Source organism: Dyella sp., assembly GCF_035503745.1.
In the GTDB taxonomy this organism is placed as follows: Bacteria; Pseudomonadota; Gammaproteobacteria; order Xanthomonadales; family Rhodanobacteraceae; genus Dyella_B.
Window position 1 is genome coordinate 46,260 of record NZ_DATJTC010000009.1, and the last position, 26,049, is coordinate 72,308.

Consider the following 26,049-nt stretch of genomic DNA (forward strand, 5'->3'; position numbering starts at 1 on the left):
CGTCATCTCAAAACAAGGCGGCTGCCTTGCTGAGGGCAATCCACACGCCAATCAGGAACGGGATGCCCACCAGCGCCCAAGCAAGGACACCCACCATGCCCAACCCTCCACGCGCCGCCTCGCCGACCATGGCCGTGGCACCGGTCGCCTCGTGTTGCAGCGAGCGTTCGCGCGCCAGTTCCTCGGCCGTCATATGTCGGCTTTCTTTGACCGGCTTGATCAACACGTTGGCAATCAGGCCCACCAGCAGCAATCCCGCCAGGATGTACAGGGTCCGGTCGTAAACCAGACTCTTGGCAACACCCGCATCCAACTGCGCCTGACGTATCGCCGCGATCAGAAATGGCCCTACCACGCCGGCCACGGACCATGCGGTAAGCAGACGTCCGTGTATGGCGCCGACCATCTGCGTGCCAAAAATATCGGCCAGATAAGCCGGCACCGTGGCAAAGCCGCCGCCATACATGGAGATGATCACGCACACCGCCATCACAAACAGCCCGGCATCGCCGGCGTGGCCCAGCGTGGGCAGGCTGCAGTACAGCGCAATGCCCAGCACGAAGAACGCCACGTAGGTGAGCTTGCGTCCGATGAAGTCGGAGGTGGATGCCCAGAAGATACGGCCAAGGCTGTTGAACAGGCTGATCAATCCCACCAGGCCGGCAGCGGACGCGGCGATGGCGGCCTTTTGCGCAACGGTCAGCGTCGTGGCGGCATCCAGTCCAAGCAGGCGGCCGCCGAACACTTCCTGGAACATGGGGCTTGCCATCGAGATCACGCCGATGCCTGCCGTGACGTTCAAGCACAGCACGATCCAGATCAGCCAGAACTGCGGCGTTTTCCATGCCTGGTTCAAGTGCACATGATGCTGCGTGATGAGCTTGTTGGACGACGCCGTGGGCGCAGTCCAGCCGGCTGGCGCCCAGCCATGGGGCGGCACGCGAAAGCCGAATGCACCGGCCGACATCGCGATGACATAGAGCACTCCCATCACGATCAAGGTGTTGGCCACACCCGGTACGCCGCCATGAGCGAAATGCGCCATCAACGCCACCGCGATCGGCGCGCCGATCAACGCGCCGCCGCCGTAGCCCATGATGGCGAAGCCGGTGGCCAGGCCTCGGCGATCGGGAAACCATTTGATCAGCGTCGATACCGGCGAAATATAGCCAAGCCCTTGCCCCACGCCGCCCAGTACGCCGCAGCCCAAAAAAGTAAGCCACAGCTGATGCATTGACACGCCGATACCGCCGAGCACCAATCCGCCGCCCCAGCACAATGCCGCGATGAACCCGGCTTTACGAGGGCCCGCACGCTCCAGCCAGCCACCCCAGATCGCCGCTGAAATACCCAGCATCGCGATAAATGTTTCGAAGATGTGCGTGACGGCCGGCACCGTCCAGTTGCACGATGTGGCCGACAGCTGGCCGAAGAACCCCAGGCTTTCGCAACTCGGTGCGCCGGGTATCAACTTGCTCATCGGCAACCAGAATACGGAAAACCCGTAAGCCATGCCGATGCACAAATGGATGGCCAACGCCGCGGGAGGAACCAGCCAGCGATTGAAGCGCGGTCCGGCGATGGTGCGTTCCCTCGCCCACAATCCCGGCGCCGCTCCCCTGGACGCCGGTACAGCCTCGTGCACGACAGTCATGTTCGTCTCCATTCAGAGGTCGAAACTACTGATGCATCGCATAGGCGACGCGCACGACTCTAGCCTAAACCGCAGCGCGACGGTTGCCGCCGAGACTCCAGGCATAGTGCTTCGCAACATGTCATATTCGGCAGGGCACGCTGTAACATGCCAAGCATATGTATGCGGCCGAAATTTTGAACGAGCCGTCTATTCGCACGGCAGTTTGCACGGTCTTGCACCGCAATATCGGCGATCGTGCAGGCAGCTCTCGCAGCCGTCTGGACGGCCGCTCAACGCGACGCCAGGCGCGCCTGCACTTCGGCGTAGATCCGCGCGCGTTTGGCGGAAAACCACCCCATTACACCCGTGACCGGTACAGGCAGCAGCGCCAGCATGCGCGAGGCATCGGCCACGCGTTGCAGGTGCGCACTATGGAAATCGGCAAAGGCCTTGGCCAGTTCCGGCGTGCGGAACGGCGTTTGAATGTATTCGTCCAGCAGCGCGCCCAGCATGGCCGCGGCGCGGCGGGCGATCTCCACGTTGGCGCGCGTCACGTTAGCGTCGCCGTGGGGAACGTTGTAAGCCGCTTCAATCGCCTTGACCAGTTGCCGGAATTCGGTAGCGTGCAGGGGACGGCAGTAAATGGGCGCTTTTGCGCGCGCCAGCAGCCAGGTCTGATCCTCGCGCGCCAGCGCGCCGGAATTGTTGGTCGCCACGTTGAGCGCCTGGTTGTAGCTGTAGGCGTACTCGCCCATCAGCTCGATCGCCAGCTCCTCGCGCACCATCGGCACGTCGCGGCGGATACCGTCGCGGCCGTACCAGCGAATGTATTCGGGCGTGACGTCGTAGAAGCTGCCGCGCGGCGGCCGTACGAACAAGCGGTCTTCCGCATCGCCCGACAGCGTAGGATTCAAAGCGCGCATGCCCGAGGCGCGCGCTGCAAGTGCGCGATCGAGCAACACCTCGGCGGTGACCAGCTCGTGATGGTATTCGCCGAACAGGCTGTCATCGTCGACGTGGGCGAAGTACACGAAACGGATGTGGCGAATCGCGCGCGCGGCGCGGCGCGCCCGCTTCGCCGGATCGTTTAAGCGACGCTTCCAGGCACGCAGACGGCCGCCAAGGCCAGACGCGTCGGCAGGCGCCGATGCCTTCGATGCGCCATGCGCCGACGGCAGATCGTTTAGCAATTGGCCTACTTCGCGATCAGACACGTTGGTCGCATCGCATAATGGGTCGTCATTGCTTGACCACCCTGACATCTCTGACTCGCACACACCGACACCCTCAAACTACAAGCGCGCACAGCAATATCCATCGCCAGACGCAACGCGTTGAAGAATCGCCTATCGATTCCGTGGCAAAGAGAGCGCCTCGGCAGCGCGGTGGTACCTGTCCGGCCTCATGGCCGCACGCGCCCGTGCGCAGGGAGCCAAGCGCTCCACCGCGTTGCGGGCAACGTCGCGAATACATTCGCCGTGAATGGGCGCCGTGCAGCGTGGCGTCCTCAAACTCCTTGCATGCGCCAGGAACGGTTCGGATCGGCCCGGCGCACGCACCTTCGTGCACGCGCGGTCCGCATGAACATCAACGCTGTCGTAAAGCCCGCACGAACGCCGAGGGGGACATCGTTCCGTGGGACTTCACACGCTTGTTTATCGAGTCCGTCAACACGACGTATCGAACGCAAGCGCCCTGGGGAACGCCCATTATAGCAACTTGCACGGTCCAAACGTTAAATCCATGACCAATGACACATGCTTTTTTGTCGCAGTCACGATCAAACCATGCTCACGCGTATGGCATTACGTCTCGGGCGGCCCTTTCAGTTCCACCATGTTGCCTTGTGGATCAAAGAGATAGATCGATGAGCTGACACCCTGGGCACCAAAGCGACGCCCCGTCTCCCCGACATGGACGCCGTGCGACCTCAAATGCGCCACGATCGCGGCCTCCTCGTAGCCATCCACGCTCAGGCACAGGTGATCCATGTTGTGCCCGCCGGTGCCCGGGCCTGCGCCACCTTGCCGGCCAAGCTTGCCTTCGATGCTGACCAGGTCGATCAGCGATGCGCCGGCACGAAGTTGCACCAGGCCAATCTCATCCTGTCGCCGCTCGAGGGTGCAGCCGAGCACGTCGCAATAAAAAGCCTGCATGAGCGCAACGTCGTAAACGCGCAGTACCACGTGGTCCAATTGCTGAATGCGAAAGGGCGGCTTGTTCATAGCGCATCGCTTTTCCATTCGTCAGCGACCCGTTCGCCGCGATGACGTCGGCCAGGGGACGCAACGAGGATGTTGGGAGGCCAAGGCTACTCCGGCCAAGCTGAATACGGCAGTGCGCCGAGCCCTGCACAAGGTATAATTGGGGTCTTGATGTACATGGTGGGAGAAGCGGGCCTACACCCGCTGCCGAAGGCGCAACGCCCGTAATCGCTCAGGCTCCATACCGCCATATACCCAAGACTCTGGAGAGACCGGTTCGATCCGGCGCCGAAGGGGCACGAAGCGCAGACCCTGCCGCTTCCAAACTCTCAGGCAAAAGGACAGAGGGGCGCCCCGCGTGCGGCCTGCACGTTTTTCTTCGGACGCCTTTGCCATGAGCCAGAAAACCTCTCCTTCGCTGCGCGAACTCGAGCACCATCACGCCTTCATCGAGCGCCACATCGGCCCGAACGACGCCGAGATCGCGCAGATGCTGCACGTGATCGGCCATGCTTCGCTCGAAGCCATGACCGATGCCATCGTGCCAGGCCAGATCAAGTCCACGCAGCCGCTGGCGCTGCCCGCCAGCATCACCGAAGAAGAAGCGCTGGCGAAGATCCGCCTGATCGCGCGCAAAAACAAGGTGTTCAAGAACTTCATCGGCCAGGGTTATTACGGCACGCTCACGCCCAACGTCATCCTGCGCAACATTCTGGAGAACCCGGCGTGGTACACGGCGTATACGCCCTACCAGGCGGAAATTTCGCAAGGCCGCATGGAAGCGCTGATCAACTTCCAGACCATGGTCGCCGACCTCACCGGCATGGACATCTCCAACGCCTCGCTGCTTGACGAAGCCACCGCCGCGGGCGAAGCGATGACGCTGGCCAAGCGTTCGGCCAAATCCAAGTCCAACGTGTTCTTCGTCGCCAACGACGTGCATCCGCAGACGCTGGAAGTGCTGCACACCCGCGCCGACGGCGTGGGCATCGAATTGCAGGTGGGCGAGCCCTCGCAAGCGGCCAGTGTGGATAGCTTCGGCGTGCTGCTGCAGTACCCCAACACCTACGGCCAGATCCACGACTACCGCGCCGTGGCCGAGGCCGTGCATGCGCGCGGCGGCATCGTCGCCGTGGCCACCGACCTGCTTGCGCTGACCCTGATCGCTTCGCCCGGTTCGTGGGGCGCGGACATCGTGATCGGCAACAGCCAGCGTTTCGGCGTGCCGTTCGGCTTCGGCGGCCCGCACGCCGCGTATCTCGCTTGCCGTGACGCGTACAAGCGCTCGATGCCGGGCCGCCTGATCGGCGTGTCCGTGGACGCCGAGGGCAAGCCCGCCTACCGCCTGACACTGCAGACGCGCGAGCAGCACATCCGCCGCGAAAAGGCCACGTCCAACATCTGCACCGCGCAGGTGCTGTTGGCCGTGATGGCCAGCATGTACGCCGTGTATCACGGTCCGGAAGGTTTGCAGCGCATCGCACGGCGCACGCATCGCCTTGCCGCCATCCTCGCTGCCGCGCTGCGCGGCGCGGGCATGACGGTGCACAACGATTTCTTCGACACCCTGCACGTCACCAACGTCGATGCCGATGCGATCCACGCCATGGCGGTGAGCAAGGGCATCAACCTGCGCCAGATCCACGGCCAGAGCGTGGGCATCAGCCTGGACGAAACCACCACGCGCGCCGACGTGCAGGCACTGGCCGACCTGTTCGGCGCGGACCTGGGCGACATCGACGAGCTTGACGCCGGCACCGCCGACGCCCTGCCCGCCGCGCTGCTGCGCAAGGATGCCTTCCTGCAGCACCCGGTGTTCAACACCCATCACAGCGAACACGAATTGCTGCGCTACATGCGTTCGCTGGCCGACAAGGACCTGGCGATGGATCGCACCATGATCCCGCTGGGCAGCTGCACCATGAAGCTCAACGCCACCGCCGAAATGATCCCGGTGACGTGGCCGGAATTCGGCGCGATCCATCCGCTGGCGCCGGCCGACCAGACGCAGGGCTACAAGCAGCTAATCGACGAACTGGAAGCGATGCTGGTCGAATGCACCGGCTACGATGCCGTCAGCCTGCAGCCGAACTCCGGCGCGCAGGGCGAATACGCGGGCCTGCTCGCCATCCGCGAATATCACCGCTCGCGCGGCGATGACAAGCGCGACATCTGCCTGATTCCCGAATCGGCGCATGGCACTAATCCGGCCTCTGCGCAGATGTGCGGGATGACGGTGGTGGTGACCAAGTGCGACAGCAACGGCAACGTCGATGTGGAAGACATCCGCGCCAAGGCCGAGAAATATTCCGACCGCCTCGCCGCGCTGATGATTACCTACCCGTCCACCCATGGCGTATTCGAGGAAGACGTGGTGCGCATCTGCGAGATCGTGCACCAGCACGGCGGCCAGGTGTACACCGACGGCGCCAACATGAACGCACTGGTCGGCCTGGCCAAGCCCGGCAAGTGGGGCTCGGACGTCTCGCACCTGAACCTGCACAAGACCTTCTGCATTCCCCACGGCGGTGGCGGCCCGGGCGTAGGCCCGTGCGCGGTGAAGTCGCACCTCGCGCCGTTCCTGCCGCGCACGCTCGGCGGCGAAGGCAAGGTCGGCATGGTCAGCGCGGCGAGCTTCGGCAGCGCCAGCATCCTGCCGATCAGCTGGATGTACATCACGCTGATGGGCCAGCAGGGCCTGCGCAAGGCCACCCAGGTGGCGCTGCTCAACGCCAACTACATTGCCAAGCGCCTGGCGTCCCATTACGAAACGCTCTACACCGGCCGTAACGGCCTGGTGGCGCACGAGTGCATCCTTGATCTTCGTCCGATCAAGGACGCCACCGGCATCAGCGCCGAGGACGTGGCCAAGCGCCTGATCGACTTCGGCTTCCATGCACCGACGTTGAGCTTCCCGGTGGCCGGCACGCTGATGGTGGAGCCCACCGAAAGCGAATCGATGCACGAGCTGGATCGCTTCATCGACGCGATGATCCAGATCCGCGACGAAGTCCGCGCCATCGAAGACGGCCGCCTGGACCGCGAAGACAATCCGCTGAAAAACGCGCCGCACACCGCCACCATGGTGACCGGCACTGAATGGACCCACGCCTACCCGCGCGAACTGGCCGCCTTCCCGCTGCCGAGCCTGAAGCTGCAGAAGTACTGGTCGCCGGTGGCGCGCGTGGACAACGTCTACGGCGACAAGAACGTGATGTGCGCGTGCATTCCGGTGGATGCGTACAAGGAAGAAGCCGAGGCGTAAGCAGGCGGTGACATCGATACGAAAAAAGAACCCCGCTCATTCGGCGGGGTTCTTTTTGACGCTCGCTTAGCCGCTCCGCTCAGCCGTTCTTCTTCAGCCACGCATCGATGGCGGGCAGGCGGTCCTTGTGCACGCCAATGCGGTACTGCATGTTCGCCACCGCCGAATCGGCGACCCGGCGCGAGGTGGGCGCGATGTAGGATTGTTCGAACGCACGCATCTTTTCGATCGACGCCGGATCCAGCGACGACCAAATCAGCCTCGGGTAGTACTCGCTACGCGAAGTCGCGTCGATCAACTGGTTCATGGGCTCGCGGTGCGCGATGGCAAAGTCGAATGCCAGCTCCGGATGCTGGCGCGACACCATCGACACCATGTTCGCACTGTTGGTAGCGCCCGGTTCGTTCGTCAAAGCCAGATCGAGCGCGCGTTTGGCCAGGTCCTTGTCCTTGGCGCTGGCGAGCAGCGCGTACAAGGTGTCCTTGACCAGCGGCGTCTTCTCCGATTGCGCCCGCTTATGCAGCTCTTCCCACATCGCCGCGTCCGCATGGTAGGCCACTACGGCAGTGATGATCTTGCGCAGCGCCGGCGGCACTGCCGAAGGATCGCTCGCCTGCGCGTCAAAGCGATGGCGTGCCTGGGCGATCACGTTCTGGTCGCCCAGATCGCTCAAGGTATAAATGAGCTGCTCGCGCAGGATCGCCACCGTCGCCGGTTCGCCGGGTTTGGCCTCCCAGCCCACCCGCGTGAATACCGGCTCCAGCTTGGCGATGGCAAACGCCTGGAACGCCGCCTGCCCCGCATCGCCATCGCGGTAATAGCGGTTCAGGCTGCCGAGCATCTGCGTGATGTTGCCCCACACCACCGGGTTGGCGTCCACCGGCGTGGCCTTGATCAGATCGAGCACGCCCGATGCGGGCTGCAGCCCGGCCAGGCCCAGCGCGGCGGTGTCGTCCATCAGGCCCAGCTGGTCGATCGGCGCGAGCTTGCCGTAGTCGGCGCTGAGCGCGGCAAAGGCCTGCGGGTTGTAAAGCGTGCGGAAATAACCGGTCTGCCCCGCATTGACCACCACCGGCCCGCATCCGGGCACCACCAGCGAAGCCTGACCATCCACCAGTACGCTTGCCGACGCGCCGCCGACTGTTTGCGCATTCACCGGCACGTGCCAGTGCCGTGCCACCTTAGTGGCGGGACCCTTGGTGAATTGTCCCTGCGTAAGCTTGAGCGTGGTGTTTCCATCCTTGCAGGTTTCCGAAGCCACACGGATCAGCGGTACGCCCGGCTGCAATGTGAAGTCGTGCGCCACGGTGGTCACCGGCTTGTGGGTAACCGTTTCCATGGCATGCCACAGATCGTCGGACACCGTGTTGCCGTAGGCATGATCCTTGATGTAACGGCGCACGCCGTCGCGCCAGGTATCGGCGCCGACGTAGTTTTCCAGCATGCGGATCACCGCCTCGCCCTTGGAATAGGTGATGACGTCGAAAGCCTGGTTGGCCTGCTCCACGGTCTCTATGTGTTGCACGATCGGGTGCGTGGTCGGGGAGGCATCGAAACTCATTGCGCCTTCGCGAATGCCCACCGTATCCAGTTGCACGTTCCATTCCGGATGCAGTTTCTCGGTGGTGCGCGTGGCCATCCACGAGGCGAAGCCTTCGTTGAGCCACAGGTCGTCCCACCAGCGCATGGTGACCAGGTCGCCGAACCACTGGTGCGCCATCTCATGCGCCGCGTCGTTGAATACCTGCTCCTTGTCGGCCTGCGTGGAGATCGAGGGATCCAGCAGCATGGCGTATTCAAAGGTGAAGATCGCACCCCAGTTTTCCATCGCGGCAAAGAACTGGCTGCTGCCCGGCGAGGCGATGTTGTCCAGTTTGGGTAGCGGGTACGGCGTACCGAAATAGTCGTTGTATTCGTGCAGGATGGCCTTGGCCGACTCCAGCTCGAAGCTGGCCTGCGAGGAAATGCCCTTCTGCGTGACCACGCCGATTTCGGTGCCATCGGAGTGGGTGGTTACGCGATCGAATTGGCCGGTACCGAAGAACAACAGATACGTGGACATCTTCGGCGAAGGCTCAAAGCGCACGCGCGTAAGGCCGTGGCCGATGTCGGTTTTTTCCGCCGCAGGCATGTTGCTCACCGCCATCTGGCCGGTGGGTACGATGGCGGTCAGGTCGAACGTCGCCTTGTACGCCGGTTCGTCCCACGAGGGAATGAAGCGGCGCGCGTCGGAATTTTCGAACTGCGTGTACAGCGCGTGCTTGCGGCCTTGCTTGGTGTCATAGTCGATCACGAACAGACCGTTGGCCTGCGTGTCGATCTTGCCGGTGTAGTCCATGCTCAGGCGATAGCTGCCGACCGGGATCGGCTTGGCGAACGTGAACGTGGCGGTCTGTGCGTTGTTGTCCACGGTAATTTTCGGCGCGGCGAACGTCGCGCTGCCCGATACCGGCGACAGGCTAGCCGACGCGAACTTCATCTCCAGCGCATTGAGCGTGATGCTGGTGCTGGGCTTGAGCACGTCGATCGTCACCGTCACCTTGCCGTCGAAGTTCAAGGCATCGACGTGCGGCGTCACCGTCACGTCGTAATGCGTGGGACGCACGTTGCGTGGCAGCTGGGTGGTGCCGATGACCTCGGCCGAAGCCGTCTGCGCCATCGCGGCGCCGCTGGCCGCAACACCGGCGAATGCCAAGACCATGGCGGAAAAAAGCATCGTGCGCATAACGTCCCCTAAATCTGTGAATGATCGCCCCGGCCGGTGAACCGGACGCCGGTGTCTTGGGAATCTTCCGGCCGGGCCCCTTGCCCAAAGCCGAACGGTCGAATAGTGCGGCGAGCGCCAGTACGCAAGATACGGCCGGAAGTCATGGCCGTGCGTCACACCCAGCGTCTTTGTCCCCGGGATAGACGAGGCCGTGTATTACGGGCCTTGCAAGAACGGATGGCCGCAAAAACTCAGCGCGTGTCGCCGGACGACGCGGGTACGGGCGGTACTTGCTGCAGATCGCCAACGGTGACATGCCCTGCCCATCCCTCGAACACGTTCACCGATGCGCGATCCACCGTCTTCACCATCTGCTGCACGGGCAGGCACTGCGAGGGATCGGAGTTGGCGTTGGCCAAGGTTGCCATGCCTTCCATGCAATACAGGCTGCCGCCGTTATTGAGCCGGTTGAGTACCGCCATGCCGTCCGCGTAGCGCTTTTGCGCGCGTACTGCGGCGGTGGCATCGCCATAGACCGGGCGCATCTTTTCCAGCAAGGCGTCGGCGGCACTGCGCTCAGCCGGCGAAGAGGCTGTGTACACCTCTTCGTAGGGTTTCTTGAAACGCGAATCGGGACGCTCTGCGGCCAAGGCCAACCATGCCAGCGCCAGCGCGCGGTTCTTCGGCTGGTGATCGCCGTTCAACGCCATCACACCCAATACGTATTGCGCCGGCTTGCTGGCCCAGCTGGCGGCAGTGGTAAAAAAGCGATTGGACTGGGCGTAGTTGTGCTGCCCGTAGGTCATGCCGCCCAGGCAATAGTAGTAATCGCCTGGCAGAAAACGTTCTTCGCCGATGATGCAGTTGGCGGCGGCCAGCTCCTTGTCGCTTGGCACGTAGGTGCTGCTGGTGGAGGCAGGTTGCTGCGCGGTTGCGGTACCTGCCAGCCATGCCGTTGCAAACGCTGCGGCGCACACGCATGAGGCAAGCATCTTTCGCGTCATCTTGGCCATGCAACACTCCCTATAGCCAATTGCTGGTGACATCCGGCTAAACGACCCACTGCCGAACGCGATGACACGGGTATCGGCCTGACCCCAAGTATCCCCTCGCAGCCATCGCACGGCATCCCTCGGAAGTCAGGGTGAGGTACCGCTTGCGGTTTGTAGGCCGCCCTTTCAATGGCGACACCTACCCCAGCTCTCGGCACGATGAGCAAGACAGAGCATATCCATGCGCACAGAACGAGGCGAAAAGCCTGACGAGAAAGGGCCCTGCAAAGAGGGCCCTTTCGGTGCAATCGCGCTTAACGGCAATGCTTAGGCAAACGGATCGTCCAGCACAATGGTGTCATCGCGATCCGCACCGGTCGCCACGATCGCCAGGCGGCAGCCGGAAAGCTCTTCCACCGCGCGCAGGTAGGCGCGGGCGGCGGGGGGCAGCTTGTTCCAGTCGCGGATACCGGCGGTGGATTCGGCCCAACCGGGGAACTCCAGGTACACCGGCTTGCATTCGGCCCAGCCGTCGGCGTCCAGCGGCGCCAGCTCGCGGCGCTTGCCGCGGTATTCGTAGGCGATGCAAACCTTGATGGTTTCCAGGCCGTCGAGCACGTCCAGTTTGGTGATGGCCAGGCCATTGATGCCGTTGATCTGCACGGCACGCTTGAGCGCCACCAGGTCGATCCAGCCGCAGCGGCGCGGACGGCCGGTGCTGGCACCGAATTCGTTACCGACCTTGCGCAGGCGCTCGCCCATCTCGTCGTTGAGTTCGGTGGGGAACGGACCGCCGCCCACGCGCGTGGCGTAGGCCTTGCAGATGCCGAGCACATAGTCGATGTCGCCCGCGCCCACGCCGGTGCCGGCCAGCGCACCGCCCACGGTGGTGTTGCTGGAGGTGACGTAGGGATAAGTGCCGTGGTCGATGTCCAGCAGCGCACCTTGCGCCCCTTCAAACAGGATGTTGCCGCCTTCCTTGCGCACGTCGTGCAGGATGGTGGCAACGTCATCGACCATCGGGCGGATGAATTCGCCATAAGCGACCGCATCGTCCAGCACCTGTTGGTACTCCACCGGCTCAGCCTTCAGCCACTGGGTAAGAATGAAGTTGTGGTAGTCGACGGCGCACTTGATCAGCGCCGGCAGCTCATGCGGATACATCAGGTCGGCCACGCGCACGCTGCGGCGGGCGACTTTGTCTTCGTACGCCGGGCCGATGCCGCGGCCGGTGGTGCCGATGGCCTTGCCGCCGGCGGCCGCTTCGCGGGCCTTATCGACGGCGATGTGGTAGGGCATGATCAGTGGCGTGGCCGGGCTGATCTTAAGGCGCGGGCGCACGTTCACGCCCTGCTTTTCCAGCTCTTCGATTTCCTGCTTGAGCGCGGCGGGCGACAGCACCACGCCGTTGCCGATCAGGCACAGCGCGTCGTCGCGCAGGATGCCCGAGGGAATCAGATGCAGCACGGTCTTCTTGCCCTTGATGACAAGGGTGTGGCCGGCGTTGTGGCCGCCCTGGAAGCGCGCGACGGCGCCCACGCGTTCGGTCAACAGGTCGACGATCTTGCCTTTGCCTTCGTCGCCCCACTGTGCGCCAAGAATTACGACTGACTTGCCCATGATGTTTCTCGCTCTAAGGACGTTCCGATCGGCGGAACGGGAAAACTATCGCGCGCGGCGGTTACCGCGCGGTGAAAGTGCTAGTGGATCAGCTGCAGCGTAAGCAGCCCGGCTCCCATGGCCAGTGCGCCGAACACCCGCAGGGTGCGCGGCGGAAGCTGCAGCGCCTGGCGCATCATCGCCTGCCAGCCCTGCGGGGCGGCGAACAGCACCAGGCCCTCGATGACCAGGACCAGACATAGTGCGGCGTAGAACTCGCGCGGCATGGCGTCAGTGCCGTGCCGGCGCCGGGGCCGGATTGCTGAAGTAACGCAGGAATTCGGAATCGGGCTTGAGAATGATGGTGCCCTTGCCGTCGCCGAAGGCCTGCTTGTAGGCCTCCAGGCTGCGGTAGAAGGCAAAGAAATCCGGATCCTGCGAGGCGGCCTGCGCGTAGATCTGCGCCGCCTGCGCATCGCCCTCGCCCTTGACCTTTTCGGCCTGGCTTTCGCCATTGGCGCGGATGATCTGCGCCTGGCTCTGCGCATCGGCCTTGATCGCCTCGGCCTGCTGCCTGCCATCGGCGCGGATCGCGGCGGCCTGCTGCTGGCGTTCGGTCTGCATGCGCTTGTAGACAGCCGTTTTGATGTCGTCGGGAAATTCGATGCCGGTGATGCGCACATCGACCACGGCGACACCCATGCCCTTGGCCTGCTCATTGGACGGCGCCAGCGCGTTGGCGGTCAGATCGCCCTGACCGCCGGCAACCAGCTGCTGCAGGCTGCGCGCCTGGATCGCGTTGCGCAGGGCATTGCTGACAATCGGGCTCAGACGCTGGCCGGCCTGCAATTCGTCGCCGTTGGTGGCGCGGTAGTACGCGGCCGGATCGGCGATGCGCCACTTCACGTAGTAGTCCACGTTGATGCTTTGCTTGTCGGACGTGGCGCAGCGCTGCGGCGTGCCGTCGAAGGCAAGGATGCGGTCGTCCAGCGTCAGCACCTGTTGCAGCAACGGCACCTTTGCGTGCAGGCCCGGTTGCCGATCGGTGCGCAGGATCTTGCCGAACTGCAGCACCAGCACGGACTGGCCGTCCTGCACCGTATATAAACTGTTGATGCCCAGCAGCACGAGCAGGACGATGATGATAGCGGCCGTGGTCTTCATGGCTGGCGCCCCTTTTCAGCCTCGTCGTTGCCGGGCGAGGCGACGGTGCCGACACCGGGCAGATTGGCGGCGGGCTGCGTGTCGCCGTTGGTGATGTTGATGATGGCGCGGCCGTCGGAGCCGTCGATCACCTTGTTGTTGACGCGAAGAATCTGTTCCATCGTCTCCAGCCATAGGCGGCGGCGCGTGACATCCGGCGCAGCCTTGTATTCCTTGAGGATGAGGTCGAAGCGCTCGACGTCGCCCTGGGCGCGCGCGACGCTTTGGGCCTTGTAGGCTTCGGCGTCGGCGACCGCGCGCTTGGCGTCGCCGTTGGCGGCGGGGATTTCCTGGCTGGTAGTGGCGTGCGCCTGGTCGATCAGACCCTGACGATCCTGACGCGCGGCATTGACGTCGTCGAAAGCGTCTTTCACTTCCGGCGGCGGCATGATGGCCTGGAAGCTCACATCGGTCACCTGCAGGCCGCAATCGTAGGCGTCGAGCGTTTTCTGCAATTGCTCGCGGACCTGCTGCTGCAGGGCGCCGAGGGCCGGCGCAGGCGCATTGCCGTCATTTTGCGCGGTGAGAATGTCGTCCATGCGCTGCATGCCGATCACCGCTCGCACGGCGGCCTGTGCCGCCTCGTTGAGGGTGCCGTCCGGATCGCGCGTGTTGAACAGGTATTTCTGCGGATCGGTGACCTGGTACTGCACGTTGAAATCCACCGACACGATGTCTTCATCGCGGGTGAGCAGGCGAATCTGGTCGGACATCGCGCGTACGCGCCCGGTCGCCACCGGCTGTACCGATTCGATCGGCAGCGGAAGCTTCAGGTGGAAGCCGGGACCGACGGTGCGCGCATAGGCGCCAAAACGCCGCACCACGCCCACCTGCCCCGCGCCGATGATGGTGTAGGAGGTCAGCAGCAGCCAGGCCAGGAGCACGGCCGCGACGATGGTGGCGATGCCGCCGGGGCCGCCCAGCTTGCCCAAGCGCTTGAAGGCATCTTTGAGTACGGCCTCCAAGCCCGGCTTGCCGCCGGGGTTTCGCTTGTTCTTGTTCCATGGATCGCGTTGCCCGTTACCGGGTTCGTTCCAGGCCATGGTCAGTCTCCTTGGGGCCGCTGGGAGGCCGGCAGCAACGGCCGGAAAACGCTCTGTGCAGGATGGGACATGGTGACGGCTAGTGGGAGTGCAAGCACCCGGATAAGGGGCCACGCACAAACGGTCGCATTCTAGCAGAGGCGGATGAAAGGCGGACCCGTGACTGGGGACGCCAGGCCGTGCCGACACTGCCGCGCACGGCCTGCGCCGGCATGGCGCGTGCAGGCGGCAGGTCCGATCAGGGAGCGTCGGGCAGCGTGTCGGAGCTGCCCAGCAGCCCCCGCAGCAGCTCGATATCCGCACCGTGACCGCTGGCCAATGGCACCAGCACGCTGCGCGGCGCATCGATGTGCAGACGCCAGCCCGCTTCGTCGACCGCCTCCTGGGCAATGGCGCCGGCCGCGCGCAATCGGGCATGCAGGCGACCGGCCGACAGTGGCAGGTGCAACTCCGATTGCACGCGCTCGCCGCCGAGCACTTCGCCCAGCGCCTGGCGCAACAAGTCCAGTCCTTGGCCCGTGGCTGCCGAGATCCATACCTGCTGCGGCAGACCTTGGGCATCGCGCACGATGCGCGGCTCGCCGCCAGCGAGATCGATCTTGTTCATCACGTGCAGTTGCGGCACGTCGCCCGCCCCGATTTCCTCCAGCACGCCATCGACCACCTGGTGCAGGCGTTCGCGCTCCTCGTCGGCGGCATCGCTGACGTGCAGCAGCAGATCGGCATCGCGCGCCTCGGCGAGGGTGCCGCGGAACGCAGCGACCAGGTCATGCGGCAGCTCGCGGATGAAACCCACGGTGTCGGCCAGCACGGCCGGGCCGCAGCTGAGGTCGTCCAGCTTGCGCACGGTGGGATCGAGCGTGGCGAACAACTGATCGGCGGCGTAGACCTCGCCCTGCGTGAGCGTGTTGAACAGGGTCGACTTGCCGGCGTTGGTATATCCGACCAGGGCCACGCGCGGCACGGTATTGCGCAGGCGCGCGCGGCGCTGCTGGCTGCGCTGGGTTTGCACTTTTTCCAGTCGCTTGGAGAGCATTTTCACGCGCTCGGCCAGCAAGCGGCGGTCGGTCTCCAGCTGGGTTTCGCCGGGACCGCGGTTGCCGATGGCACCGCCGCGCTGAGCGTCCAGATGGGTCCAGCCACGCACCAGGCGCGTCGCCAGGTGCTTGAGCTGGGCCAGCTCCACTTCCATCTTGCCTTCGTGCGAGCGCGCGCGCTGCGCGAAAATGTCCAGGATCAGGCCCGCCCGGTCGACCACGCGCGTGCTGAGTATTTTTTCGAGGTTGCGCTCCTGCACCGGCGTAAGCAGATGATCGACCAGGACCAGATCCGCCTCCAGCGCGCGCACGGCCTCGGCGACCTCTTCGGCCTTGCCGGTACCGATGTAGTAGCGCGGGTTGGGCGCTTCCACGCGCGCGGAAATGGTCGCCAGCACCTGGGCACCGGCAGACTTCACCAGCTCGACGAATTCCTCCGCCCGCTCCGCCGCATCGCTCCCGCCGCGCGAATGCGGCAGGACCAATACGGCACGTTCGCCTTTCTTTTGCCTATCGAACAGAGTGAATCAACCTTCGCTATCGGCCGACGCGTGCGCCTCGATGTGGCCTTCGTGGCCGTCGTGACCTTCGTGGCCGTTGCCGACCCGCACGTTGCGGCTGGGCACCACGGTGGAGATGGCGTGTTTATAAACCATCTGGCTCACCTGGTTGCGCAACAGCACCACGAACTGATCGAACGACTCGATCGTGCCCTGCAGCTTGATGCCGTTGACCAGATAGATCGCGACCGGAACGCGCTCGCGGCGCAAAGCATTCAGAAATGGATCTTGCAAGGATTGCCCTTTTGACATTCTTGTTCTCCCCCTCGTCCAACGGATGGGCCGGAAAGTTTGGCGCCAAACGGCGCCCCGGCCCGAGTTCGCTTGAATGTTAACCGCTTTTAAATCGTGGTTGAAAGAGTTTTGTAAGTTATGACAAATAGATAACAAAACTGCGTCACACCATTCACAAGCCGGTGCGGCCCCGATCGTGGCCAAGGAACAGCGCCACCGCCCCGGCGGCGCGTGCAAGCAGGTCGGGACGGTCCGGATCCAGGCCGCGCGCGTCCCATTCGCCGCGCAGCCAGGTGATCTGGCGCTTGGCCAGCTGGCGGGTGGCAAAAATGCCCCTGTCGCGCAATTGGGCCGCGTCGTACAGGCCGTCCAAGTATTCCCAAGCCTGGCGATAGCCTACGGCGCGGATCGCCGGCAGATCGGGCTTGAGGTCGCCCCGCTGGCGCAGCGCGCGCACTTCATCGAGCAAACCATCTCGCAGCATGTCCTCGAAACGCCGCGCGATCCGTGCATGCAGCGGCGCGCGATCCTGCGGCAGCAGGGCCAGCTTCAGGACGCGCCAGGGGAAAGGTTGCTGCCGACCGCCCTGTTGCTGGTCGCTTAGCGGCTTGCCGGTCAGGGCGATCACCTCCAGCGCGCGCTGGATACGCTGGGCATCCCCGGGCTTGATGCGTGCCGCCGCGGCCGGATCAAACTCGGCCAGCCGGCGGTGCATGCCATCCCAGCCGATACCGGCCGCTTCCTCGGCCAGCTGCGCGCGCAGCTCGGCATCGGCCTCGGGCAGGCTCGACAGGCCCCGCTGAAGCGCGCGGAAGTACAGTCCCGTTCCACCGACCAGCAGCGGTATCCGGCCCGCTTCGCCGATGCGCCGCATGGCCGCTTGCGCATCCACGCTGAAATCGGCCGCCGAATAAGGTTCGGCCGGATCGCGGATATCGATCAGTTCGTGCGGATAACGCGCCAGCGTGGCTGCGTCGGGCTTGGCCGCACCGATATTCAAGCCGCGGTAGACCAGCGCCGAATCGACGCTGATCAGGCCAAGTGGAAAGCGTTCGCTCAAGGCGCAGGCAAGCGCTGTCTTGCCCGACGCGGTCGGGCCCATCAGAAACAGGGCGAGTGGACGGTGGTCGGCGGGCATCGCGGCATTGTAATGGGCGGCGCTGTTTTGCGATTCCAGCCCACCGCAATGTGCACGTCAGCGCTGTTGATGCGTTGAAAGCGCAGCACCTGACCTGACGCACACCTTCATGCCTGCTTCGATATCGAATCGCCCGCTGCTTGCCGTGATGATCGCCGGATCGCTGTATGCGAGCCTCGCCCTTGCCCAGACGGCGCCGTCGGCGCAGGACTTCAGCGGCGTCTGGCAACTCAACGACCGCGCCAGCGACAGCGCCGCCGTCATCGCCCAGCGCCTGCACGCCGAGCGCAGGCGCGAAGAAACTCCGTCCTCGCGCCCAGCCAATGCCAGTTCGAGCGCAACGCCGGGCACTTCGTCCCAGAACGGCTTTGGCCATGGCGGCGGCCATGGCATGGGTGGTGGCGGCGGCATGGGTGGCGGGCATGGCGGACGGCATGGCCAGAACAGCCAGCACACGTCGAGCGACGACGGCGGCAAGCCGGCCAAGGACCCCACCCCGCCCCTGTTCGCCGACGATGCGCTGTTGAACGTCCAGCAGGACCGCACCGGCATGCGCGTGGATTTCAACAATACCGACCGGCTGGATACCAAGTTCGACGGCATCCCGCGCCAGACGCTCAACGGCGGCGCACACGTGCAGACGCAACTGACACCCGACGGTATGCAGGTTTCGATGGATTTCGGCGACGGTACGCGGCTGGACCAGAGCTGGGTACGCTCGCCCGACGGTCATCATTTGACGCTGACTGAAACCTGGACGACCACGCAAGTGAAAGAACCGATCGTGTTCATCCGCCGTTACGACCGGCTGGATCTTTAAAGCGCACGCGTCGGCGGCGTGCCGGTGAAACCTCACGTGCCTAGGCGCCCCCCGATGCCGCAGCGCGTCAAGGCATGCCCTGGGCTGGCCGCTCTATAATTAGCGCCTTGTGTCCCCGCCCCACCCTGGATGTGCCCCATGCCGCAGACAATGAAAGCCTTGGTCAAAAGCCGCCCCGAACAAGGCATCTGGATGGAAGAAGTGCCGGTGCCGGAAATCGGCCCGAACGAAGTGCTGATCAAGCTTGAGAAAACCGCGATCTGCGGTACCGACCTGCATATCTACAAATGGGACGAATGGTCCCAGCGCACGATCAAGCCGGGCCTTACGATCGGCCACGAATTCGTCGGCCGCATCGTGGAAATCGGCCCCGGCGTCACCGGCTACCAGATCGGCGACCGCGTCTCCGCCGAAGGCCATATCGTCTGCGGCCACTGCCGCAATTGCCGCGCCGGCCGCCAGCACCTGTGCCCCAACACCGTGGGCATCGGCGTGAACCGCAACGGCGCATTCGCCCAATACATGGCGATGCCGGCCTCGAACCTGTGGCCGATTCCGGACCAGATTCCGTCGGAACTGGCCGCCTTCTTCGACCCCTACGGCAACGCCGCGCACTGCGCGCTGGAGTTCGACATGGTCGGCGAGGACGTGCTGATCACCGGCGCAGGCCCGATCGGCGTGATTGCCGCAGGCATCGCCAAGCACGTGGGCGCACGCAACGTGGTCGTGACCGATGTCAACGACTATCGCCTCAAGCTCGCCGCCGACATGGGCGCCACGCGCGTGGTGAATGTGGCCAACCAGTCACTGAAGGACGTCATGAAAGACCTTCACATGGAAGGCTTCGACGTCGGCCTGGAAATGAGCGGCAATGCGCGCGCCTTCAACGACATGCTCGAGTGCATGTACCACGGCGGCAAGATCGCGCTGCTGGGCATCCTGCCCAAGGGCGCGGGCATCGATTGGGATCGCGTGATCTTCAAGGGCCTCACGTTGCAGGGCATCTACGGCCGCCGCATGTACGAGACCTGGTACAAGATGACCCAGATGGTGCTGACCGGCTTCCCGCTGCAGAAGGTGCTGACGCACCAGATCCACATCGACGACTTCCAGAAGGGCTTTGATCTGATGGACGCCGGTATCTGCGGCAAGGTCGTGTGCTCCTGGCACTGAGCTGAATAAACGCAACATCCGGCCGGCGAAAATGCCGGCCGGGTGCTGCGCAATTCCCTACGCCGCACGCTACACTCGGTCCCGGGCGTGCCGACGTGATGGTTCAGGGAAATGCACGGCTACTGCCGGGCATGGTCGGTCCGCGATGTCACGGGAGCATCGACGGCATGGCAAACCGGAAGTCATCACCCAGCGTATGGATGGAGGCCGGGCGCCGGCGCGCAGCGGGCCTTTATCGGTCCCGCCGCCTGCGCCTGACCGCGCTGATCGTCGCGATCTTCCTCGTGTTGCTGGGCCTGTTCGGGTTCTTCATCGCGCCCGGCATCTTGAAGAGCCAGATCGAAAAACAGGCAAGCGCCCAGCTGCAACGACCGGTATCGATCGGCGCGGTGCACATCAACCCCTACACGCTGCGCATTGCCGTGGACAAGCTGCACATCGGCGAGCGCGACGGCACCACGCCGTTCATCGACGTGGATGAGTTGGTCGTCAACGCCTCGTGGGGGTCGCTGTTCCGGATGGCACCGGTGCTGGACGAGCTGACCGTGCAGCATCCGCAGATCCATATCACGCGCACCGGGCCGCAGACTTTCAATTTCACCGACATCGTGCAGCGCTTCGCAGCCAAGCCGTCGCCGCCGAACGCATCGCCCACGCGCTTTGCCTTGTCTAACATCAGCGTGCACGACGGCGATTTCACGCTCGACGACAAGGTGCTCAATACCACCCACCGCATCGACCAGTTCGAACTGGGCATTCCGTTTCTGGCGAACCTGCCGCACGACACGGATATTTTCGTACAACCGTTACTGGCGATGCGCATCGATGGCAGTCCCTTGCGCATCGAAGGACAAACCAAGCCGTTCGCGGATAGTCATGAATCGGTGATCGGCTTTACGCTCGATCATCTGGATCTGGCGCGCTACCTCGCCTACGTACCCGAGCCGTTGCCGGCGGCCATTCCGAGCGGGCAGCTTTCGGGCAAGTTGAATCTGCATTTCATCGACACGAAACCCACCCAGCAGCTTCGTCTGGACGGCCAATTGCAAGTGGACAACTTCGTGATGACGACGCATGACGACACCCCGATGCTGGAGCTCGGTCACGGCACGGCGGCGCTGGACGACGTCGAGCCGCTGCAATCGCGCTATCACTTCGGCTTGATCCAGCTCGACCAGGCCAAGCTGCACTACGCCAAGCTCGCCGGCGGGCGCACCAACTTCGATGCACTGATGGGCAAGGACAAGCCACCTGCACCGCCGGGTACACCGCCCAACGACGCCTTCATCGCCACGCTCACCCTGCAGAACAGCAGCTTCGAATACGCCGACCTCAGCGGCACGAAACCCGCGCGCCTGTCGCTGGACAATATGCACGGCAGCATTCGCGCATTCTCCACCGTCTCGGCCAACCCGGGCACGGTCGATGTCACTTCCACGATGGCCGGTGGCAACGTGCACGCCACTGGCAAGCTGTACATGAACACCAGCCGCTTCGATGGCGAGATAAGCATGGGCAACGTCGGCTTGCAGCCATTGCTGGCGATGGCGCCCCCGATGCTCAACGCCGAGCTTGCCAGCGGGACGCTCGATGGCGACATGCATCTGAAGGCGGACTGGAGCAAAACCGTTTCGCTGGTGATGGATGCCACCACCTTCACCGCCAATGACGTCGCGCTGGAACAACATGGCCGCAAGCCGATTGCGTGGCAATCGCTCACTGCCGGCATCACCCATCTCGATCTGGCGGGCAGCACGGCACAACTGGGCGATGTGACCCTCAAGGGCCTGAAGATCGACGCCAGACGCCTGAAAAACGGCCATATCGACCTGGCCGGACTGATGAAGTCCACGCCTGCGCAAGGACACGGCAAGCAACCCGCGTCGCCCGCCTGGCACTGGAGCCTCGCGCATCTGGCCATCGACGGCAGCAGCTTCGCGCTGACCGATCCCACGCTGCCGAGCAAGGACGGGCATGTCGCGGTGGATGCCGACAAGTTCGCTATCGATGGGCTCTCCGACAACATGCACAAGCCGATCAAGCTCGATCTCGGTGGCGGCATTGGGGGCGGCAAGTTTCACATCAACGGCAACGTGAGGCCCGAACCGCTCGATGCGGACCTGCGCATCGTGGCGACCAAACTGAACGTCGCGCCGTTCGAATCACTGGCCAACGTACCGTTGAACGTGCGCATCGACAGCGCCCTGCTAAGCATGAACGGACGCGCGCGCTACCGCGACCGCAAGCCCGAGCCGCTGGTGCGTTACCAAGGCAGCATCGTGCTGGGGCGCGTGCGGGTGATGGACAAAGTTACCAACGACGACTTCGTGCGCTGGAACTCGCTCGCCGCGACTCATATGACATTGCGCATGGGACAAGGCGCGCCGCAGCTCGATATCGGTGGCCTCGCGCTCGATGATTTCTACGCCCGCGTCATCGTCAACAGCAACGGTCGCATCAACCTGCAGGACGTGAAATCCAACCCGGCCCAAGCCCCAGTGTCCGTGACGCGCGCGGAAAACGGCCCGGCTCCCGCGGCGACAACGCCTGCACCCGCACCAGCGGGCAGTGCTACCGGCGCCGCACTGGCCACCGCCAGCACCTCCGCCGCGCCGGCCGCCCAGGTCCACATCGGCCAGATCGTACTGTCCAACGGCAATCTCAACTACACCGACAACTTCATCAAGCCCAATTACACCGCCAACATCACGCAGCTGGCCGGCAAGATCGGCGCGTTCGGTACCGATACCAGCGACAAGCCCGCCGACGTCACCCTGCAGGGCCAGTTGGACGACAACTCGCCGGTCAATATCGACGGCACCATCAATCCGCTCACGCCGGTGGCTTTCCTCGACATCAAGGCCAAGGCCGACGGCGTGGAGCTGACGCATCTATCGCCCTATTCGGGCAAATACGCGGGCTACCCCATCACCAAGGGCCGCCTGACGATGGACGTGCACTATCAACTCGACCAGGGCAAGTTGAATGCGGACAATCATATTTTCCTCACGCAATTGACCTTCGGCGATCGCATCGAAGGGCCGGGCGTCAGCCATTTGCCGGTAAAACTGGCGGTGGCGTTGTTGCGCGATTCCAACGGCAACATCGATATCCACGTGCCCGTGTCCGGCTCGCTCAGCGATCCGCATTTCAGTATCGGGGGCGTGATCTGGCAGGCATTTGTGAACCTGATCAAGCGCGCGGTCACCGCGCCGTTCCGTCTGCTGGCATCGAGCATGGGCGGTGGCGGGCAGGATCTGGGCTACGTGGAGTTCGATCCTGGCTCGAACGCGCTTGATGCCCAAGCCAGGCAACGGCTTGACCAGATCGTAGCGATACTGAACAAGAAGCCGGCGCTCAAACTCGATATCACCGGCCGTGTGGATCCTTCCCTCGACCAGGACGGCCTGCGCAAGGTGATGGTCGAGGACGCCGTGCAGAAGGAGGAAGCCGACGACATCGGCAGCCAGGCCGCCAAGGCAGCGCCGGTGAAGCCCGGCACCGACGACTACAACAAATACCTGGCCAAGGCCTACAAGCATGCGGACTTCAAGAAGCCGCGCGACCTCATCGGCCTGATCAAGTCGCAACCGCCGCAAACGATGATCAAGCTGATGGAGGCCAACGTGAACGTGGACCAGGACGCCCTGCGCCACCTCGCCGAACGGCGCGCCGACGCGGTGCGCCAGTACCTGCACGGCAAGATCGACGATAGCCGCGTGTTTGTGCTGGCGCCCAAGCTGGATGCGTCGGGTATCGAGGACAAGGGCAAGACCACGCGCGACGATTTCGGCCTGCACTAGGCCTGTTTACCCTGTCGGCGTGGCCCGCGCCGGGAGCTGTTTGCTCGCCAGCCAAGCAAGAGCGAAGGCGTGTATGTCCACACGACTGAGCGATGGCGCCAGATGGCGGGCAAACAGACCCGGCCCTGCGGGCTTGCTCTTCAATCCCCCGCCGGAAAGTCCGACAATTGGCACTTTCCCCAACTTGGCAGTCCCCATGAGCTACTCCGGCCAGGCGCGTTACGCCCAAGAACTCCAATCCATCCGCGAACAGGGCTTGTTCAAGGCCGAACGCATCATCACCTCCCCGCAATCGGCCCAGATCGAGCTGCAGGGCGGCCGCAAGGTGCTCAACTTCTGCGCCAACAACTACCTGGGCCTGGCCGACCATCCGGATGTGATCCAGGCGGCCAAAGATGCTCTGGACACGCACGGTTTCGGCATGGCCTCGGTGCGCTTCATCTGCGGCACGCAGGACCTGCACAAGGCGCTGGAAAAGAAAATCGCCGCGTTCTTTGGCACCGAGGACACCATCCTCTACGCCGCCTGCTTCGACGCGAACGGCGGCCTGTACGAGCCGCTGCTGGGCGAAGAAGACGCCGTCATTTCCGACGCGCTGAACCACGCCTCCATCATCGACGGCATCCGCCTGTGCAAGGCCAAGCGCTTTCGCTATGCCAACTGCGACATGGCCGACCTGGAAGCACAGCTGCAAGCCGCCGATGCCGCCGGTGCGCGCACCAAGCTGATCACCAGCGACGGCGCGTTTTCGATGGACGGCTTCATCGCGCCGCTGGACAAGATCACGGCGCTGGCCGCCAAGTACAACGCGCTGGTGCACATCGACGAATGCCACTGCACCGGTTTCCTCGGCCCGCACGGCCGCGGCTCGGCGGAAGTGCATGGCGTGATGGACAAGATCGACATCTTCACCGGTACGCTCGGCAAGGCGCTGGGCGGCGCGCTGGGAGGCTTCACCACCGGCCGCGCCGAAGTGATCGAGATGCTGCGTCAGCGCTCCCGTCCGTACCTGTTCTCCAATTCGCTGCCGCCGCACGTAGTGGCTGCCGCGATCAAGGTCTTGGACATGCTCGGCTCGGCGGGCGATCTGCGCGAACGCGTGCAGGAAAACACCCGTTATTTCCGCGAACAGATGACCCAAGCCGGCTTCGACATCAAACCGGGCGTGCATCCGATCGTGCCGGTGATGGTCTACGACGCGAAAAAAGCGCAGGCCATGGCCGCCGGCCTGCTTGAGGAAGGCATTTATGTCACCGGCTTCTTTTATCCGGTGGTGCCGCAAGGGCAGGCGCGCATTCGCACACAGATGAGCGCGGCGCATACGCGCGAGCATCTGGATCGCGCCATTGCGGCCTTCACCAAAGTCGCGCGTTCGCTGGGCGTCATTGGCGGCTGAACGGCGATGGCGCCACGTGCCGGCGGTTTCCGGCATGTGGCGCCTGCCATGACACGGCCCGCACGTCGGTCGGCGTCAATGAAACACCAACCACCGCACTCATCTTGCCGCGGTACGACGGCGGGAAGTGCTGCGAGCCTAGCGGCGCCGTTTGGCGCGTGGCGGCGGCGCCTCATGCCGCGATTGCGTGGACATCCTGGTCTGGGTGCGGCCGGATGGGGCATCGCCGGTCTCCTGCCGGGAAGCGGGACGCTCGGCATCTTCACTGCGCGGGGCATGCGCAAGCTTGGCCACCTCTTCGTCGCTGAGATGTCGCCATTGACCTTTGCCGAGTTCGCCCAGTGCGACATCGCCGATGGCGATACGCATCAAGCGCAGTACATCAATGCCGTGCGCCTTGAGCAAACGCCGAATCTGACGATTGCGTCCTTCATCCAGCACAATTTCCAGCCACGCATTTTTTTCGCCCCTGCGAAGCACCGATACCCGCTTGGCGGAGAGATGCTCGCCTTGCTCCTCGACGCCATGCAGCAGCTGATCCAGCAATGCCTGTTCGGGAATGGCATCGATCTGCACGTGATAGATCTTGTCGACGTGACGGCGCGGATCGGTGAGCCCGGCTGCCCACACGCTATCGTTGCTAAGTAGCAACAATCCTTCGCTGGCTTTGTCGAGCCGGCCAACCGGACCGAGCCAGGGCAAGCCCGATGTGGCGAGCAATTCGTAGACGGTATCGCGGCCGCGTTCGTCGGCGGCAGTCACCACGATGCCGCGCGGCTTGTTCAGCACCACATAGATGCGCCTGGATGCCGACACTCTTTCGCCGTCCAAACAGATGCGTTGACGCTCGGCATCGGCGGGACATTCCGGATCGAGCACGACGCGCCCATCGACGCTTACCCTGCCCTCGCGCACGGCGCGTTCAGCCTGGCTGCGCGAACAGACGCCCAGCTTGCTGATGACGCGCGCCAGACCGAACCTAGGTCGGGCCGGCGCATGCGAACGTGTTCGAAAAGTGGCCATGCGCTGCTCAGACTAGCCTGACGGCAAAAGAAAAGCCCAGCTTTCGCCGGGCTTTTCCGTAACACTTTGCCACCCTCGGATTACTGCTGAACCTGCAGCTCCGTACGACGGTTGCGAGCGCGGCCCGCAGCAGTCTTGTTGGTGTCGATCGGATCGTTCTCGCCGTGGCCGATCGGCCCTTCCAGACGGCTCGCATCGATACCGTGCGAGGTCAGG

The 26,049-nt window shown here is 63.9% G+C and carries 18 protein-coding genes, 1 pseudogene and 1 riboswitch; of the genes and pseudogenes, 5 read left to right on the forward strand and 14 right to left on the reverse strand.

The genetic code is table 11. From position 1 onward, the window contains the following. Window positions 1-7 precede the first annotated feature (7 nt). The 3 genes from VME63_RS03485 to VME63_RS03495 all read right to left on the reverse strand — a co-directional run bounded on the left by VME63_RS03485 (window position 8) and on the right by VME63_RS03495 (window position 3,861). Window positions 8-1,654 (reverse strand): OFA family MFS transporter, encoded by a 1,647-nt coding sequence (locus tag VME63_RS03485; RefSeq protein WP_325430283.1) that lies wholly within the window; start codon window positions 1,652-1,654, stop codon window positions 8-10. Between the two features lie 272 nt (window positions 1,655-1,926). Further along, window positions 1,927-2,850: a hypothetical protein gene (locus VME63_RS03490; protein WP_325430285.1), complete on the reverse strand. Its 924-nt coding sequence runs from the start codon at window positions 2,848-2,850 to the stop codon at window positions 1,927-1,929. Window positions 2,851-3,441: 591 nt separating this feature from the next. Continuing rightward, window positions 3,442-3,861, reverse strand: coding sequence for a VOC family protein (locus VME63_RS03495; protein ID WP_325430287.1), 420 nt, complete (start codon window positions 3,859-3,861; stop codon window positions 3,442-3,444). 232 nt (window positions 3,862-4,093) lie between these two features. Then, window positions 4,094-4,195: riboswitch (glycine riboswitch) on the forward strand. Window positions 4,196-4,234: 39 nt separating this feature from the next. Here VME63_RS03495 and gcvP point away from each other — a divergent pair. After that, window positions 4,235-7,105 (forward strand): aminomethyl-transferring glycine dehydrogenase, encoded by a 2,871-nt coding sequence (gcvP, locus tag VME63_RS03500; protein WP_325430289.1) that lies wholly within the window; start codon window positions 4,235-4,237, stop codon window positions 7,103-7,105. Between the two features lie 79 nt (window positions 7,106-7,184). Here the strand turns inward: gcvP and VME63_RS03505 are convergent, their stop codons facing one another. From VME63_RS03505 to miaA, 9 genes are all read right to left on the reverse strand, one after another. Further along, entirely contained in the window at window positions 7,185-9,830 is a 2,646-nt protein-coding gene (locus VME63_RS03505; RefSeq protein ID WP_325430291.1) for a M1 family metallopeptidase, read from the reverse strand. 233 nt (window positions 9,831-10,063) lie between these two features. Then, a complete protein-coding gene (locus tag VME63_RS03510; protein ID WP_325430293.1) occupies window positions 10,064-10,825 on the reverse strand; it encodes a hypothetical protein in 762 nt (253 codons plus the stop codon). A 306-nt stretch (window positions 10,826-11,131) separates the two neighbouring features. After that, window positions 11,132-12,424, reverse strand: coding sequence for an adenylosuccinate synthase (locus VME63_RS03515; RefSeq protein WP_325430295.1), 1,293 nt, complete (start codon window positions 12,422-12,424; stop codon window positions 11,132-11,134). 80 nt (window positions 12,425-12,504) lie between these two features. After that, entirely contained in the window at window positions 12,505-12,690 is a 186-nt protein-coding gene (locus VME63_RS03520) for a DUF2065 domain-containing protein (protein WP_325430297.1), read from the reverse strand. Window positions 12,691-12,694: 4 nt separating this feature from the next. Further along, window positions 12,695-13,567 carry a protease modulator HflC gene (gene hflC / locus VME63_RS03525; RefSeq protein WP_325430299.1) on the reverse strand — a complete coding sequence of 291 codons (873 nt, stop codon included), beginning with the start codon at window positions 13,565-13,567 and terminating at the stop codon, window positions 12,695-12,697. Beyond that, on the reverse strand, window positions 13,564-14,649 hold the full coding sequence (hflK, locus tag VME63_RS03530) for an FtsH protease activity modulator HflK (RefSeq protein ID WP_325430301.1): 1,086 nt from the start codon (window positions 14,647-14,649) through the stop codon (window positions 13,564-13,566). The genes hflC and hflK overlap by 4 nt, the downstream gene beginning before the upstream one ends. 238 nt (window positions 14,650-14,887) lie before the next feature. Further along, a complete protein-coding gene (gene hflX, locus VME63_RS03535; protein ID WP_325430318.1) occupies window positions 14,888-16,207 on the reverse strand; it encodes a ribosome rescue GTPase HflX in 1,320 nt (439 codons plus the stop codon). Window positions 16,208-16,213: 6 nt separating this feature from the next. Then, a complete protein-coding gene (hfq, locus tag VME63_RS03540) occupies window positions 16,214-16,498 on the reverse strand; it encodes an RNA chaperone Hfq (protein ID WP_325430304.1) in 285 nt (94 codons plus the stop codon). A gap of 154 nt (window positions 16,499-16,652) precedes the next feature. Next, a complete protein-coding gene (miaA, locus tag VME63_RS03545) occupies window positions 16,653-17,618 on the reverse strand; it encodes a tRNA (adenosine(37)-N6)-dimethylallyltransferase MiaA (protein ID WP_325430306.1) in 966 nt (321 codons plus the stop codon). A 109-nt stretch (window positions 17,619-17,727) separates the two neighbouring features. On the opposite strand from miaA, the gene VME63_RS03550 reads away from it, so the two are divergent. The 4 genes from VME63_RS03550 (at window position 17,728) to kbl (ending at window position 24,810) form a co-directional block, all read left to right on the forward strand. Then, window positions 17,728-18,438 carry a hypothetical protein gene (locus VME63_RS03550; RefSeq protein WP_325430308.1) on the forward strand — a complete coding sequence of 237 codons (711 nt, stop codon included), beginning with the start codon at window positions 17,728-17,730 and terminating at the stop codon, window positions 18,436-18,438. 138 nt (window positions 18,439-18,576) lie between these two features. Next, window positions 18,577-19,611 carry an L-threonine 3-dehydrogenase gene (gene tdh, locus VME63_RS03555; RefSeq protein ID WP_325430310.1) on the forward strand — a complete coding sequence of 345 codons (1,035 nt, stop codon included), beginning with the start codon at window positions 18,577-18,579 and terminating at the stop codon, window positions 19,609-19,611. A 167-nt stretch (window positions 19,612-19,778) separates the two neighbouring features. Continuing rightward, entirely contained in the window at window positions 19,779-23,414 is a 3,636-nt protein-coding gene (locus tag VME63_RS03560) for a DUF748 domain-containing protein (protein ID WP_325430312.1), read from the forward strand. 196 nt (window positions 23,415-23,610) lie between these two features. Next, window positions 23,611-24,810 (forward strand): glycine C-acetyltransferase, encoded by a 1,200-nt coding sequence (gene kbl, locus VME63_RS03565; RefSeq protein WP_325430314.1) that lies wholly within the window; start codon window positions 23,611-23,613, stop codon window positions 24,808-24,810. 138 nt (window positions 24,811-24,948) lie between these two features. Here kbl and VME63_RS03570 read toward each other — a convergent pair whose 3' ends face one another. Together VME63_RS03570 and VME63_RS03575 are read right to left on the reverse strand one after the other, a co-directional pair. After that, on the reverse strand, window positions 24,949-25,833 hold the full coding sequence (locus tag VME63_RS03570) for a pseudouridine synthase (RefSeq protein WP_325430316.1): 885 nt from the start codon (window positions 25,831-25,833) through the stop codon (window positions 24,949-24,951). 80 nt (window positions 25,834-25,913) lie between these two features. Continuing rightward, window positions 25,914-26,049, reverse strand: a pseudogene (locus tag VME63_RS03575) (OmpA family protein); the annotation flags it as partial.

Excerpts from the sequence above, each read along its gene's own strand:
- VME63_RS03485 (WP_325430283.1), bottom strand. The coding sequence starts at position 1,654 with ATGACTGTCGTGCACGAGGCTGTACCGGCGTCCAGGGGAGCGGCGCCG.
- VME63_RS03495 (WP_325430287.1), bottom strand. The coding sequence starts at position 3,861 with ATGAACAAGCCGCCCTTTCGCATTCAGCAATTGGACCACGTGGTACTG.
- gcvP (WP_325430289.1), top strand. The coding sequence starts at position 4,235 with ATGAGCCAGAAAACCTCTCCTTCGCTGCGCGAACTCGAGCACCATCAC.
- VME63_RS03505 (WP_325430291.1), bottom strand. The coding sequence starts at position 9,830 with ATGCGCACGATGCTTTTTTCCGCCATGGTCTTGGCATTCGCCGGTGTT.
- VME63_RS03510 (WP_325430293.1), bottom strand. The coding sequence starts at position 10,825 with ATGGCCAAGATGACGCGAAAGATGCTTGCCTCATGCGTGTGCGCCGCA.
- VME63_RS03515 (WP_325430295.1), bottom strand. The coding sequence starts at position 12,424 with ATGGGCAAGTCAGTCGTAATTCTTGGCGCACAGTGGGGCGACGAAGGC.
- VME63_RS03520 (WP_325430297.1), bottom strand. The coding sequence starts at position 12,690 with ATGCCGCGCGAGTTCTACGCCGCACTATGTCTGGTCCTGGTCATCGAG.
- hflC (WP_325430299.1), bottom strand. The coding sequence starts at position 13,567 with ATGAAGACCACGGCCGCTATCATCATCGTCCTGCTCGTGCTGCTGGGC.
- hflK (WP_325430301.1), bottom strand. The coding sequence starts at position 14,649 with ATGGCCTGGAACGAACCCGGTAACGGGCAACGCGATCCATGGAACAAG.
- hfq (WP_325430304.1), bottom strand. The coding sequence starts at position 16,498 with ATGTCAAAAGGGCAATCCTTGCAAGATCCATTTCTGAATGCTTTGCGC.
- miaA (WP_325430306.1), bottom strand. The coding sequence starts at position 17,618 with ATGCCCGCCGACCACCGTCCACTCGCCCTGTTTCTGATGGGCCCGACC.
- VME63_RS03550 (WP_325430308.1), top strand. The coding sequence starts at position 17,728 with ATGCCTGCTTCGATATCGAATCGCCCGCTGCTTGCCGTGATGATCGCC.
- tdh (WP_325430310.1), top strand. The coding sequence starts at position 18,577 with ATGCCGCAGACAATGAAAGCCTTGGTCAAAAGCCGCCCCGAACAAGGC.
- VME63_RS03560 (WP_325430312.1), top strand. The coding sequence starts at position 19,779 with ATGGCAAACCGGAAGTCATCACCCAGCGTATGGATGGAGGCCGGGCGC.
- kbl (WP_325430314.1), top strand. The coding sequence starts at position 23,611 with ATGAGCTACTCCGGCCAGGCGCGTTACGCCCAAGAACTCCAATCCATC.
- VME63_RS03570 (WP_325430316.1), bottom strand. The coding sequence starts at position 25,833 with ATGGCCACTTTTCGAACACGTTCGCATGCGCCGGCCCGACCTAGGTTC.